Below are 12951 nucleotides of genomic sequence, written 5' to 3'. Positions count from 1 at the left end.
GACCCGGTCGCCGTCGGCGGGTGCACGGCATCGCCCGCCCTCGACTGGACGCGTCGACGTGACCGGTTCCAGCTGCGACCGCCGTCACGGCGCGGACGCCAGCGCGGCGAGGCGCGCCAGGCCGGCGTCGACGTGGTCGGCGAGCCGTGCCGCGGCGGCCCGAACCGCCGGCTCCCCGCGCCGCGAGGCGTCGATGCGCGCCGGGTTCAGCGCGCAGGTGTCGGCCCACGCCGCGATGTCGGGCTCGGCGCCGTAGGTCCGGGCGGCCGCCGTCCCCCGGGCCTGCATGAGCGCCCAGTTCGCCGGATGGTCGGGCAGCGTGTTGGGCGGGCACAGGCGGTTGCGCTCACGGTCGTCGTCGCGGGTGGCCTCGACGAAGCCGGCGAGCGCGGCGCAGAAGCAGGGGAAGCCCACCCGGATCGTCTGGAGCCGGATCCGGTCGGGCTGCCACAGCGGCACCATCGGCGGGTACCGCAAACCCGACGCAGCGCAGTGGACCACCAGCGAGTCCCGCGGCAGCGGCACCCGACCGCCCTCGAGCACGATCTCCGTGGGGGTGACCTCCCGGACGTGGCCCAGGCGGACGACGCGCTCGACGGTGCGCAGGAGATCGAGCTCCCACCGGCCGAGCGTCGGGGTCTTGGCCATCGTGGGCATCACGTCGCGATCGATCCGCACCACCACCCCGGCGTCCTCGAGCCGCAGGAACAGGTCGTCGAGCGAGTCGGCCGCGCCGGCGGCCGCCATCGTGTCGGCCGCCGTCCCGAGCGCGACCAGCGGGTCGGGCTGCACCACGGCGCGGTCGAGCATCCACGGGTCCCGGGGCCGGACCCAGACGATGCGGTCGGGCTCGACCCCGTTCGACAGCAGCCACACGATCCCGTCGGTCCCGGTCTTGCCGGCGCCCACGACGACGTAGTGGGCCGGGCTGCGGTCGAGTCGGGCCAGCTCGCCGATCGGCACCACGCGGACGCCGTCGGCGACACCGAACGGCGGCGGCGTGGTCGCGGGGATCGTCGGCGAGAGGTAGGTGGCGTCGACCACCCGGCGTCGGACGTCGACCCGCACCGTCTCGCCCGACACGCGCGAGGTCACCAGCTCCGACCCGTCCTCGGTGCGGTGCTCGAACCCGTTCAGGAACCTCACCCGACCGGAGCCGACGAAGCGACGGTGGAGCAGGTCGTCGTAGTACGCCTGGATGTGCGGCTGCCGGGCCCGCTCCTGCAGGCCGGCCTCGGGGCCGCTCCGCTGCACCTCGCCCCCGCCGAGCACCGTCGAGGCCGCGCCGTAGAACAGCGACGCCTGGTGGAGCTGGACGAACGGGTAGGCGTCGAGCCAGTGGCCGCCGGCGGCGTGGCGGCGGTCCACGAGCGTGACGTGCACGTCCGCGTGGTCGATGAGCGCATCGGTGAACGCCACGCCCATCGCACCGGCGCCGATCACCAGGTAGTCGGTGTCCAGCGTGCGCTCCACCACCGACCTCGACCTCCAGTCCCCCGCCCGGCGCCACCGCCATCATGCAGCACGGCGGTGGCAGCGGGACGACCTCGACGCCCGCCTCGCGCCGGCCTCGACGGGTGCGGCCCACCGCGGGCAGAGTCGGGCGGTGCCCCGAGTGCGCGACGCCCGACCCGACGACGCGGCGGCGATCACCGCGCTGGCCAACGCCCTCATCCCCTCGACGACCTACACGTGGACCGAGCGGCTCGAACCGGTGGCCGAACGGGCGGCCTGGGTCGACGCCCGCCAGTCCGCCGGGCTGCCGGTGGTCGTGGCCGTCGAGCCCGACGACGACGCCGACGTGCTCGGGTGGGCGTCGTTCGGCGACTTCCGCGACACCGAGCGCACGCCCGGGTACCTCATCACCGCGGAGCTCACGATCCACGTGCGCGAGGACCGCTGGGGGCGCGGGGTCGGGCGAGCGCTCATGGCGGCGCTCGAGGATCGGGCCCGGGCGGCGGGCAAGAAGGTCCTCGTCGCCGGCATCGACGCGAGCAACGAGCGGTCGATCGAGTTCCACCGCCGCCTCGGGTTCGTCGAGACGGCGAGGATGCCCGGCGTCGGGGAGCTGCGCGGCGAGCGGCTCGACCTCGTGCTGCTGCAGCGCGACGTCGGCGCCGACCGCTGAGCCGGGCCGGCCGGCCGAGGGTCGCGCATGGGCCGACGCGACCCATGGGTACGTGGTCGGAGGACGCCGCACGAGGGGGACCCCCATGAGCCTGCCGAGGATCGCCTCCCGAGACGAGTGGCGAGCGGAGCGGATCGAGCTGCTCCGGGCCGAGAAGGAGCTGACCGAGCAGCGTGACCGGCTCAACGCCCGCCGCCGCGAGCTCCCGATGGTCGAGGTCGACGTCGACTACGAGTTCGAGGGTCCGGACGGCACCGTCGGGCTCGCCGACCTGTTCGAGGGCCGACCGCAGCTGATCCTCTACCACTTCATGTTCCACCCCGAGTGGGACGACGGTTGCCCGAGCTGCACCGCCGGGATCGACGAGGTGTCCCGCGGCATGGTCGAGCACCTCCACACCCGCGACACCACGTACGCCATCGTGTCGAGGGCTCCGCTCCAGAAGCTCCAGCGGTGGAAGGACCAGCGCGGCTGGTTCCTGCCCTGGTACTCGTCCGGCGACGGACCGTTCAACTACGACTTCGGCGTCACGATCGATGCGAGCCGCGGGTTCGACGAGTACAACTTCCGCTCCCTCGACGAGTACGCCGACCGGGGCGAGGCGTCGATGAAGACCGCCGAGCAGCCCTACGACATGCCCGGCCAGAGCTGCTTCCTGATGGTCGACGATCGGGTCTTCCACACGTACTCGGTGTACGCGCGGGGCCTCGAGGGCACCGGCGGCTCCTACTACTTCCTCGACAACACGGCGCTCGGTCGTCAGGAGGACTGGGAGCAGCCGGCCGGACGGTCGGCGTCGCTCCGGCGGGGCCAGCCCGACTTCGCCAGCTGACGGTTGCGTCGATGAGAGCGTGAGGCCATGATGCTCTCATGCCCTCGTCGTCCTCTCCGGGCCTCCTGGAGCTGATCCGCACCGGGGACCCGGACCCGCCGAGCGAGCGGGCGCTCGACGGCGCACTCGACGCCTTCCTCGACTTCGGCATCCGGCGCACGAGCGTCAACGAGATCGCCCGGCGCAGCGGGATCAGCCCCGCGACCCTCTACCGCTGGTACGGCACCAAGGACGGGATCGTCGCTGCGGTGGCGCTCCGCGAGACGCGACGGTTCCTCGACGAGCTCGAGGCGGGCGTCGATCCGGACGCACCGCCCGAGGACCAGCTCGCCGAGGTCAGCGTCGCCGTCGCCCGCCGCCTGCGCGAGCAGCCGCTGCTGCGCCGGCTCATCGAGACCGAGCCCGAGGACGTCCTGCCCCGCCTCACGACCGACGGCTGGCCGATCATCCGCGCCGGCGCCGATTACCTGACCGGCCACATCGAGCGGCTGATGGACGAGGGGCACCTGGAGCGGTTCGACCCCGCCCCGCTCGCGGAGCTCCTGGCCCGGGTGACGCACTCGCTCCTCCTGACGCCGACGACCACGCTCGAGCTCGACGACGACGACGCCATCCGATCCGACGCCCGCGACACCTTCCGATGGCTGCTCCGGCTCCCACCGAGGACCACGCCGTGACGATCCCGCCCCTGACGATGCTGCCCACGCCGAACGCCGTCGTCACGTGGGCGCTGCCGCAGGGCATCCCGCTCCTGCGCGACGGCTTCCTCGACCGCACCGGGCTGTTCGCCAGTTCGCTCGACCCCGACGCCGAGGCCGGCGACCCCGGCCTCTTCGGGCCCGACTCGATCACGTGGTCCCTGGTGGGCCAGGCCTCGCAGGCGCTCGCCGGCCTCCGTGCCGCCCTCCTCCAGACCCTCTCTGTGCCGATCCCGACCGCCACCGACAGCACCGGGAAGTTCTACGAGGACTTCCTCGGGCGCGTGGGGCGCACCGGCGCCTTCGTCCAGGCCCAGAACCTCGGGTCCATGGACGAGGTCCGCCGGTCGGCGCGGCGGGTCCGCGCCATGCACAGGACGGTCCGGGGCACCGGGCGCGACGGCACGCGCTTCGACGCCACCGACACCCACCAGACCGCCTGGGTGTCGATGACCCTCACCGACTCCTTCCTCGTGATGACCGAGCGGTTCGGCCGGGGCCGGCTGCGCCGAGAGGACGCCGACGCGTTCGTGAAGGAGCAGTCGACGCACGCCGCGCTGCTCGACCAGCGCGTCGACCTCGACGAGGTCTTCGCCGACCCCGACCAGCGCGCCGCCCTCCGGGCGGGCACCCTGCCCCTCCCGCTCATCGACGAGGGCGAGCTGCCCACGACGCTCGACGGCCTGCGCTCGACGATGGCCGCGTGGACCGCGGAGCTGTCGGTCTCGAGGCTCACGCGGGCGCTGCTCGACGCCACCGTCCAGCTCGACGGCGTCGGCGAGCCGGCGCGCGGGATCGCCCGCCCGTTCATGCTGGCGACGCTCGCCACGATGCCCGACGAGTGGCACGACCTCGTCGCCCCCGGTTCCAACCGCCACGCCGAGCGCCTGGCGGCCGAGGCGGTGCAGTACCCGCTGGCGCTGCTGCAGGCGGTCCTCGGCGAGCTGCCCGCGGTCGCCGCGGCGCGGGCCCGGGTCGCGGCGGGCACCGGGCGGAGCTGACCCCGCCGCACGGCACGGCGCTCGGCCGCGCCCCGCGCTGTCGGCTCAGAACTGCGGGATGGACGGCGCCGAGGGGTGGTCCGGATCCCGCGCCGGGTCGTCGCGCGGCAGCGTGCCGTCGAACCACGGATCACGCTTCCAGTCGGGCACGGGCGGCGCACCCTCCCCCGTCGGTACGAACGGCGACCGCTCGACGACCTCCCGGCGGTGCACGTAGCGCCGGCAGTTGGGGAACACGGCGCGCACCTGCACGCGCACGACCAGCTGCGCACCGGGCGGCGCGTCGTCGAGGTCCTCGCCGTCGACCGTGGCGACGCCGTTCACCCGGAGCCGGGTCCCGTCGGCCAGGTCGATGAACAGCAGCCCGACATGGGGGTTCACGAGGATGTTGCCCACCGACAGGAACATCCCGTTGCCGTCGTAGACGGGGAACGTCAGCGTCTCGGGGTCGAGCACGCGCACGAAGCCCGGGTCGCCGCCCTTGTACGAGCACTGGGGTACGCCATCGGAGTCCGCGGTCGCGAGGAAGAACATGTCCCGGGCCTCGATGAAGGCCCGGTGCTCGTCGCTGATCCTCGAGCTCGTCGCCTCGTCCAGCCGGTCGGCGAGCCGCCGGGTGTCGAACCGGTCCTGCACGGCCCGCTGGGCCTCGTGGTAGTCCTGTCCCACGGTCGCACCCTCACCCGGTGCGGAGGTTGCCGGTGATGCCGGTCCGGTAGAGCTCGTCGTAGTGGCTCCAGTCGGGCTCGCCGCCGATGAGGCGCCGCAGCGACTGCGCCCACCGCTCCGTCTCCTCGCGCTGGTTGTTGCGCTCGGCCTCCTCGGCGGGGGTCAGGTCGCCGTCGACCTCGGCGAAGTCGGCCATGATCAGGAACGCCCCCTCCTCGTCGCGGTCGGCCAGCAGGCGCGTCCCGATGTAGCCCATGACGTCGGTCGCGGCCTGCGCCCGGTCCCAGTCCGCGATGAGGCGCACGAGCGCCTCCGGGTCGTCGCACTGGACCCTGATGCCCTGCGTGAACCTCATGCGTCCATCCCTCCTCCGTCGAGCGACGCCGCGTAGCGCCGCTGGATCGGCGACATGCCGGCCGGGTCGAACGCCCCGGGCGAGCCCGCCGCGAGCGCAGCCTCGCCCTTGGCATCGAAGCCGAGCTCGGCGCGCACGTCCTCGACCGCCGTCGCAGACCGCTCGTGGAAGTCCACCTCGAGCAGGTCGACGCCGAGCCGGTCGCACAGCGCCTGGCCCCGACGGAGCGCGTCGGCCAGCCGCACGTGCACCTCGGGGCTGTCGAGGCGGCGCTCCTCGAGGTTGCCGGTGAAGAACCCGGCGTCGGCCACGTAGCCCGTCCCGAACAGCCCGACCAGCGTCGCCAGCCACGAGAAGCCCTTGGGGTCCGGATCGGCGCGGCCGATGAGCGCGAAGACCTCGAGCTCCCCGTTGAGGTTCGTCCCGTAGTCGGCGAGCACGTGGACGAAGTCGTGCTGGGCCAGGTACGCCGATGCGCCGCCGACGGTGCCCGGCAGCCCGAAGCCGCGGGTGCGGTACATGTCCCAGACGCTGCGCCCGAGCGTGCCCGGCTCGAGCTCGGCGAAGCCCATCCAGCACTCGGCGAGCGCCGAGTCCTCGGCCCCGGCCGCCAGCTGGTCCTCGAGCCGGACCGTCGTCTTCAGCTGGTCCATCCGGGCGTCTTCCCAGTGCTCCGCGAACCCGCTCCGGCGCAGGTCGAGCCAGGCCAGCCCGAACGCGCCCTGCGCGTACCGGCGGGCGACGCGCACGTAGCGGTCGTCGACGCCGAGCGCCGCGGCGTACTCGCCGACCCGGCGCGCCACCTCGGGCGGGATCGGCCGGAGGATCAGCTCGCCGAGGACCATGTCGTGGACGATCCGGTGGCGGACGTCGGGGGGCGTGGCCGCCAGCGCCTCGGCGAGCTCCGCGGGACCGAGCGGCTCCAGGGCGCAGAAGTCGACGTCGAGGCCCCGCGTCGAGCGGTGCACCGCCCGGAGCAGGCTGGCCTGCGACTCGGACGGCGTGCCGTCGGCCGCCACCGCGGTGGCGACGGCCCGCGCGATCAGCCGCGCCTCGTCGCACGAGGCCCCCGACTCCTCCACGTCCGGCGCGACCGAGCGCTGCTCCCCCACCGAGACCTCCTCGCGAGGTTCCGTCACGCGGAGCATAGGCCCGCCGTCCGCACGGGCAGGCCGAGGATCACCTCGACGACGTCGACGCGTCCCGATCGCCGGCCGTGAGCTGCCACACGGGGTCGCCTGCCTGGGTCGAGACCTCGACCGAGGTCCCCGACGGGACGGGGCCCGACGTGGGCAGGCTCGCGACCGCACCGGGAGCGACCTCGGTGACCGGGTTGCCGGTGTCGAGGTCGGTCAGCCCGCACGCCTCGCCCGCGCCACCGACCAGCACAGCGGCGCGTCCTTCTGGTAGGTCGCCTACGGAACGGCCGCCCGGAACCGGAACGTCCCGGCCGCTCCCGAGGCAACCGGGGGATCGTGCCCGTAAGGTGGGTGCGTGGAGGCCGTCGACGATGTCCGCCGCCGTGTCTTCGTCCTCACCACGCTGTCGGTCGTGGCGCTGCTGGCCGTGAGCACGATCGTCCTCGTCGCCTCGCTGGGGATGCGGGCCGACGCCTCCCGCCAGACCGACGCGCTGCGGCAGCTCACCACCGCCTCGTCGGACCTGGACACCGCGCTCTCGACCCAGGACATCTCGGTCCGGCGCTACGCCTTCCAGGGCGACGGCGCCTTCCTGGACCAGCACGCCGAGGCGCGGGACGCGGCCGACGACATCCTGGACAAGCTCGAGCGGGAGCTCGCCGACGAGCCGGGCAGCGACGCCGACATCGAGCTCGTGCGCGAGCGCCTGGCGAGCTGGCGGCGGGAGGTCGCCGATCCGGAGATCGAGGCGATCCGGTCGGGCGACCTGCTCGAGGCGTTCGAGATCGAGCGGACGGGCCTCGGGGCGGAGCGCCTCGACCAGCTCCGCAGCGCGCAGCGGCAGCTCGGCGAGCGCATCCAGACGGTCAACCGTGAGCGCCTGGCGTCGATCTCGCGATCGGCCGACGTGCTGCTGGTCGTCGCCGGCCTCGTCGCCGCCTTCGCCGTCGTCTACGGCGTGCTGTCGTCGCTCAACCAGCGCCGCTGGGGTCGCCAGCGGCGCGAGGCCGAGGCGGAGCGTGCGGCGCGCGAGCTGGCGGCGGTGCTCGAGCGGCGCTGGATCGGCGAGCTCGCCACCCTGTCCGCCGAGGTCAACCGGACCGACACGGTCGACCGGCTCGTCGACGTGGTGGCGCGGGGTGCTGCCCAGGCGCTCGGGGCCGACTACGCCACGGTGGGCGTCGTCGACCGCACCGGCGAGCTGCGCATCGCGTGCGACGAGGCGTTCGAGGAGGCCGTCGGCCCCCCGGACCTGCTCCCCATGGACGGCGGCTACCCGCTCGCCGTGGCGATCCGCGACCGGACGACGCTCGTCTTCGGCAGCGGTCCCGACCAGCGCAGCTTCGACGACGTGCCGCTGCTCGCCGCGGTCGCACCCGGCCTCGTCGCCACGACGCTGGCGGCGCCGCTCGTGGACGGCTCGGGGCGCGTCCTCGGCGGTCTCGTCGTCCACTGGCGTACGCCGACCGAGGTGGACGCGACGGTGCGCAGCCGGTTCGACACCCTCGGCTCGCTCGCCACCGAGGCCATCCGGCGCGGTCGCCTCTACGAGACGTCGACCGCCCTGGCCGAGCTGAGCGCCGACCTCGCGGGCGCGCCGACGGTCGAGGACGTGGGCGGCATCATCGCCGAGCACGGCTGGCGGCTGGCCGACGCCCGCACCTCGAACATGGCGGTCGTGGACGCGGCCAACCGGACGCTGCGGTTCTACGACCCCACCACCCGCGCCGAGCCGCTCGAGATCCCGATCGACGCGAAGGGCCCGATCAACGACGCCGTCCGCACCGGCGAGCGCACCACGATCGGGTCCCGCCAGGAGTTCGAGGAGCGCTACCCCGAGATCGCCGACGCGCCGCGCTGGGCGGGCATCGAGGCGGCGGTCGTGCTGCCGATCGTGATCCGAGGACGGGTCATGGCCGCGATCGGCGTCGGCTGGGCGCGGCCCATCGTGTCGGCCGTCGACGAGGCCGCGCTGGCCACGCTCGCCGAGCTGGCCCGCGGCGCGCTCGAGCGCGCCGTCCTGTACTCGACGTCGAGCGGCATGTCCGAGCTCGCCGGCCGGCTCGCCGAGGCGACGACGGGCACCGACGTCGGGTTGGCGGTCGACGAGACGCTCCCGGCGGTGCTCGGCGCATCGCTCGCCCGGCTCGCGGTCCGCAACCAGCACGGCCGGATCGACGTGGTCCGCCCGCCGTCGATGGGCGCCGACTCGGCCCGGTTCCGGGACCTGCCGCTCGAGGCCGAGATCCCGCTGGTCGACGTGATCCGGACCGGCCGCGAGGTGCTCATCGACGACCGGGACGAGTTCCGGCGGCGCTACCCGGGGCTCGTCCCCGAGATCGAGGCGCTCGACGTCGGCGCCCTCTGGGCGGTCCCGCTGCTCACCGGGCGAGATCCCGCCATCGGCGCGATCGCCGTGGCGTGGCCCGACCGCGCCGACCGGGACCCGGCCACGCGAGCGCTGCTGGCCACCGTCGCCGACCTGTGCGGCGCCACGCTCGAGCGGACGCAACGGTCCGAGCTCGAGCACGAACTGGTGTCCGGCATGACCGAGCAGCTGGTGCGCATGCCGCCCGGCCTCGTCGGCGTGGAGTGCGCCGGCCGCTACCAGCCGGCGCTGTCCAACCTCCGCATGGGCGGCGACTGGTACGAGTTCATCGCGCTCGAGGACGGCAGGACGATCGCGGTGGTCGGCGACGTCGTGGGCCACGGCGTCGACGCCGCGATCGAGATGGCACGCTTCCGGACGACCATCGCCACCCTCATCCGGACCGGCGTGCCGTTCGACGACCTCTTCCCGACGCTGCACCCGCTCGTCAGCGACGAGGAGCCGACCGCGTTCCGGGGCACCGCGCTGTGCATCGAGATCGATCCGCGGGCCGGCACCCTCCGGCTGACGTCGGCCGGGCACCCGCCGGCGCTGCTGCGGACCGATGCCGGCGTGCGCGTCCTCGAGGGCTCGCGCTACCCGCCCCTCGGCATGCCGCCCGACGATCACCAGACGGCGTCGGCGGTGCCGTTCGAGCCCGGCGACGTCGTGGTGTCCTTCACCGACGGGCTGGTCGAGTCGCGGCGGGCGCCGATCGACGACGGCATCGCCAGCGTGGCCGAGGCGTTCCTGCGCCTGCGGGGTGACGTCGAGTCGATCGCCGACGCCCTCGTCACGCTGTCGCCCGAGGCCGAGGCGACCGACGACGTGGCCGTGGTGGTCGTCCGCCGGGTCGACTGACGCCTACCGGTCCCGGCGACCGCGTGCCGGGTCGGGTCGGTCCCTCGCGATCAGTCGGGCCCCGTCGAGCATCGAGCCGGGCACCGCGAAGCCGGTCGGGTCGCAGATCTCGTCGAGGTGCTCGGCGACGCCCTCGGGCGACAGCGGTCCGTCGCCGTCGGCGTACCAGCCCTCCGTGACGCCGAGGAGCACCTCGGCGACGTGGCCGCAGCCGACCGAGAAGGTCCGCCTCGTCAGCGTGCAGCCACGGCTGGCCAGGTAGAGCACGAGCGGGGTGACGTTGTCGACGGTCATCTCGGGCGCGAGCGGCGCGAGCGCGGCGACCGTCTCCCTCATCAGGTCCGGTGGGAACGGCGGCGGCCCGTCCTCGGCGATGCCGGTCAACGCCATCGGCAGGACGGTGTTCGCGGCGATGCCGTGGGCCTCGCCCTCGAGCGCCACCGTGTGGCCCAGGCCGATGATCCCCGCCTTGGCGGCCGCGTAGCCGGCCTGCCACGGGCTGCCGAAGACGGCGCTCGACGACGTGAAGACGATGCGGCCGTGCCCCGCGACCGCCATGCGGCGGAACGCCGGTCGCGTGACGTGGAACGCGCCCCCGAGGTGCGTGGCGATGAGCGCGTCGACCTCGTCGGGCTCCGCCTCGGCGAAGGGCGCGTTGCGGAGCTGGCCGGCGTTGTTCACCAGCACGTCGATCGCCCCGAACGCGTCGAGCGCCGCGTCCACGATCGCCGCGCCGCCCTCGGGCGTCGCCACCGAGCTCGCCTCGGCGACGGCCCGGCCGCCCCGCTCGCCGATCGCCGCTGCGGTCGAGGCGGCGGCGTCGGCGACGAGGTCGTTGCACAGCACGGCGGCGCCACGGTCCGCGAGGGCGAGCGCGTACGCCCGGCCGAGCCCGCCCCCGGCTCCGGTCACGACCGCGACCTCCCCGTCGAAGCGGATCGCTCCGGTCACGTCCGGCCCTCCCCGAGCCACCCGACCCGGTGCCGTGGGATCAGCCCGCGACCGACTCCGCCGCCGCGACGATCGCGTCGACCGCGACCTGGGGGTGCGACACCATCGAGACGTGCGAGGCGTCGACCTCGGTCACCGTGGACCCGGCCCGCTCGGCCATGCGCCGCTGGGTGTCGGCCGGGATGACGCGGTCCGCGGTGCCGACCACCGCCCAGCTCGGGATCGACTGCCACGCGGCCGTCTCGGTCGGCCCGATGTTCGCGCCGAGGGCGATGGGCCGCTGGCTGGCGACGATCAGCAACCGGTCGGCCTCGGAGAGGTCCTGGGCGAACGCCTCGTGCACGGTCGACGGCTTCAGGAACGCCTCGACGTCGCCCTCGGGCGCGCCCGGGTAGCCGGCGAGGTCGAGCACAGCGGTCGGATCGGGGACGTCGAGCGCCGAGCCCGACCCGCCCAGGATGTCGAACACGGTCTCGCCGACGTCGGGGATGAAGGCGTTGACGTACACGAGCGCCTTCACGTCGCCCCCGCCGGTGCCGGCGTTCGTGATGACCACACCGCCGTAGGAGTGGCCGACGAGCACGACGGGTCCGGACGTCCGCTGCTCGAGGAACGAGGCGATGTAGGCCGCGTCCCCGGCCACGCCGTGGAGGAGGTTGGGCGGGGTCAGCACCTCGAAGCCCCGGCTCTGCAGCTCGACCGACACGGGGTTCCAGCTGGACCCGTCGGCCCAGGCGCCGTGGACGAGGACGATCGTGGGCGTCGGCATGTCGCCTCCTTCTCCGGAGGCGGCGGGCGCCGCCTCCCCGGCGCGACCCTACGACGACGGCGCCGCGCCGGTCGTGAACGGCGGGTGAACGATCGCCCGGTCGCGCCGGCGCGGCGATGACTTCGCGGGCGTCGGCACGTCCGTACGGCCATGATCGATCTCCGCCCCGCCGTCGACCGCATGGTCGACGTGGTGAGCTCCGTCGCGGACGACCAGCTCGCCCTGCCGACCCCGTGCCCCGACTCGAGCGTCGGCGACCTCGTCGACCACGTCGGCACGTTCGCCGTCCGCTTCCGGGAGGCGGCCGAGAAGGACGTGGGCGATCGCTCGACGCCGCCGCCCCCGCCCGATGGCGCCCGCCTGGAGCCCGGGTGGCGGGCACGCGTCGCGGACGACCTCCGGGCGCTCGCCGACGCGTGGCAGGACCCCGCCGCGTGGGAGGGGACGACCTGGGCCGGCGGCATCGAGATGCCGGCCGAGGTCACCGCGCTCGTGGCGCTCGACGAGCTCGTCGTCCACGGCTGGGACCTGGCGGTCGCGACCGGGCACCCGTACCGGCCGTCCGAGGACGACGTCCGTGGCGCCACCGCCTTCGTCAGCTCCTTCGAGGCCCCTCGGGACGGGAAGCTGTTCGGCCCGGTCGTCGACGTGGGCGACGGCGCCGACGGATTCGACCGCCTCCTCGGGCTCACCGGGCGCGATCCGGCCTGGCGACCGGCCTGACCCCGTCGGGCCGACGTCGTCAGCGGCGCTCGTCCTCCGCGAGGACCTGCCGGGCCAGCGTCTTCGGGGCGACGAGCGCGTACGACGTGCGCACCCACTCCTCGACCTCGCGCCACCGCTCGTCGTCGGCGCCCTCCGGGATGCCGACCGAGACCCAACCGTGGCGCCCGAGGCCGTAACCGGTCGGCTCCGCCGTCTCGTCGGTCACGACGACGGCCTCCGCCTCGTCCTTCGGCAGCTTCACGCTGATCCGCGTCGCGTCCGCGTCGGAGAACACGAAGTTCTTGTTCCGGACCCGGAAGGTGGGCTCGCCGCCCCACGCCTCGACGTCCACCCGCACCGCCTCCGGGAGACGGTCGACGACCTGCTCGAGCCGCCGCATGTTGCCCATCGCCCCTCCCGTCGACCACATCGGATCGGTCCCCGACCGTACCGCCCACGCCGGTCGCGTACCGGG

Annotated in this window: 14 protein-coding genes; 6 read left to right on the top strand and 8 right to left on the bottom strand. The window is 74.3% G+C overall.

The window, feature by feature from the left end:
- Positions 1 to 84 precede the first annotated feature (84 nt).
- Positions 85 to 1473: an NAD(P)/FAD-dependent oxidoreductase gene (locus LH044_RS17350; protein ID WP_227756850.1), complete on the bottom strand. Its 1389-nt coding sequence runs from the start codon at positions 1471 to 1473 to the stop codon at positions 85 to 87.
- Between LH044_RS17350 and LH044_RS17345 the strand changes: the two genes are divergently transcribed.
- The 4 genes from LH044_RS17345 (at position 1463) to LH044_RS17330 (ending at position 4659) form a co-directional block, all read left to right on the top strand.
- On the top strand, positions 1463 to 2128 hold the full coding sequence (locus LH044_RS17345) for a GNAT family N-acetyltransferase (protein WP_227756849.1): 666 nt from the start codon (positions 1463 to 1465) through the stop codon (positions 2126 to 2128). The genes LH044_RS17350 and LH044_RS17345 overlap by 11 nt on opposite strands.
- Positions 2129 to 2213: 85 nt before the next feature.
- Complete coding sequence (locus LH044_RS17340; RefSeq protein WP_227756848.1) at positions 2214 to 2960, top strand: DUF899 domain-containing protein; 747 nt, start codon at positions 2214 to 2216, stop codon at positions 2958 to 2960.
- Positions 2961 to 2998: 38 nt separating this feature from the next.
- Positions 2999 to 3637 (top strand): TetR/AcrR family transcriptional regulator, encoded by a 639-nt coding sequence (locus LH044_RS17335; protein WP_227756847.1) that lies wholly within the window; start codon positions 2999 to 3001, stop codon positions 3635 to 3637.
- Positions 3634 to 4659, top strand: coding sequence for an oxygenase MpaB family protein (locus LH044_RS17330; RefSeq protein WP_227756846.1), 1026 nt, complete (start codon positions 3634 to 3636; stop codon positions 4657 to 4659). The genes LH044_RS17335 and LH044_RS17330 overlap by 4 nt, the downstream gene beginning before the upstream one ends.
- 45 nt (positions 4660 to 4704) lie before the next feature.
- Here the strand turns inward: LH044_RS17330 and LH044_RS17325 are convergent, their stop codons facing one another.
- The 4 genes from LH044_RS17325 to LH044_RS17310 are packed head-to-tail and all read right to left on the bottom strand — an operon-like array spanning position 4705 to position 7072.
- Positions 4705 to 5328, bottom strand: coding sequence for a pyridoxamine 5'-phosphate oxidase family protein (locus LH044_RS17325; protein WP_227756845.1), 624 nt, complete (start codon positions 5326 to 5328; stop codon positions 4705 to 4707).
- 10 nt (positions 5329 to 5338) lie between these two features.
- Positions 5339 to 5683, bottom strand: coding sequence for a hypothetical protein (locus LH044_RS17320; RefSeq protein ID WP_227756844.1), 345 nt, complete (start codon positions 5681 to 5683; stop codon positions 5339 to 5341).
- Positions 5680 to 6822 carry a ubiquinone biosynthesis protein COQ4 gene (locus tag LH044_RS17315; RefSeq protein ID WP_227756843.1) on the bottom strand — a complete coding sequence of 381 codons (1143 nt, stop codon included), beginning with the start codon at positions 6820 to 6822 and terminating at the stop codon, positions 5680 to 5682. The genes LH044_RS17320 and LH044_RS17315 overlap by 4 nt, the downstream gene beginning before the upstream one ends.
- Before the next feature lie 40 nt (positions 6823 to 6862).
- Positions 6863 to 7072: a hypothetical protein gene (locus tag LH044_RS17310; protein ID WP_227756842.1), complete on the bottom strand. Its 210-nt coding sequence runs from the start codon at positions 7070 to 7072 to the stop codon at positions 6863 to 6865.
- Between the two features lie 105 nt (positions 7073 to 7177).
- Here LH044_RS17310 and LH044_RS17305 point away from each other — a divergent pair, with 105 nt between their 5' ends.
- A complete protein-coding gene (locus LH044_RS17305) occupies positions 7178 to 10051 on the top strand; it encodes a SpoIIE family protein phosphatase (RefSeq protein WP_227756841.1) in 2874 nt (957 codons plus the stop codon).
- Between the two features lie 3 nt (positions 10052 to 10054).
- Here the strand turns inward: LH044_RS17305 and LH044_RS17300 are convergent, their stop codons facing one another.
- Together LH044_RS17300 and LH044_RS17295 are read right to left on the bottom strand one after the other, a co-directional pair.
- Positions 10055 to 11002: an SDR family NAD(P)-dependent oxidoreductase gene (locus tag LH044_RS17300; RefSeq protein WP_227756840.1), complete on the bottom strand. Its 948-nt coding sequence runs from the start codon at positions 11000 to 11002 to the stop codon at positions 10055 to 10057.
- 40 nt (positions 11003 to 11042) lie between these two features.
- Entirely contained in the window at positions 11043 to 11771 is a 729-nt protein-coding gene (locus LH044_RS17295) for an alpha/beta fold hydrolase (RefSeq protein WP_227756839.1), read from the bottom strand.
- 150 nt (positions 11772 to 11921) lie between these two features.
- Here LH044_RS17295 and LH044_RS17290 point away from each other — a divergent pair, with 150 nt between their 5' ends.
- Positions 11922 to 12494 (top strand): TIGR03086 family metal-binding protein, encoded by a 573-nt coding sequence (locus LH044_RS17290; RefSeq protein WP_227756838.1) that lies wholly within the window; start codon positions 11922 to 11924, stop codon positions 12492 to 12494.
- Between the two features lie 19 nt (positions 12495 to 12513).
- Here the strand turns inward: LH044_RS17290 and LH044_RS17285 are convergent, their stop codons facing one another.
- Positions 12514 to 12885, bottom strand: coding sequence for an MmcQ/YjbR family DNA-binding protein (locus tag LH044_RS17285; RefSeq protein WP_227756837.1), 372 nt, complete (start codon positions 12883 to 12885; stop codon positions 12514 to 12516).
- Positions 12886 to 12951 lie beyond the last annotated feature (66 nt).

It is taken from the genome of Dermatobacter hominis, assembly GCF_020715685.1.
Lineage (GTDB): Bacteria > Actinomycetota > Acidimicrobiia > Acidimicrobiales > Microtrichaceae > Dermatobacter > Dermatobacter hominis.
This window is presented reverse-complemented; position numbering and strand designations above follow the sequence as displayed.

Coding starts and splice junctions, on each gene's coding strand:
- LH044_RS17340 (WP_227756848.1), top strand. CDS start 2,214: ATGAGCCTGCCGAGGATCGCCTCCCGAGACGAGTGGCGAGCGGAGCGG.
- LH044_RS17285 (WP_227756837.1), bottom strand. CDS start 12,885: ATGGGCAACATGCGGCGGCTCGAGCAGGTCGTCGACCGTCTCCCGGAG.
- LH044_RS17290 (WP_227756838.1), top strand. CDS start 11,922: ATGATCGATCTCCGCCCCGCCGTCGACCGCATGGTCGACGTGGTGAGC.
- LH044_RS17320 (WP_227756844.1), bottom strand. CDS start 5,683: ATGAGGTTCACGCAGGGCATCAGGGTCCAGTGCGACGACCCGGAGGCG.
- LH044_RS17335 (WP_227756847.1), top strand. CDS start 2,999: ATGCCCTCGTCGTCCTCTCCGGGCCTCCTGGAGCTGATCCGCACCGGG.
- LH044_RS17295 (WP_227756839.1), bottom strand. CDS start 11,771: ATGCCGACGCCCACGATCGTCCTCGTCCACGGCGCCTGGGCCGACGGG.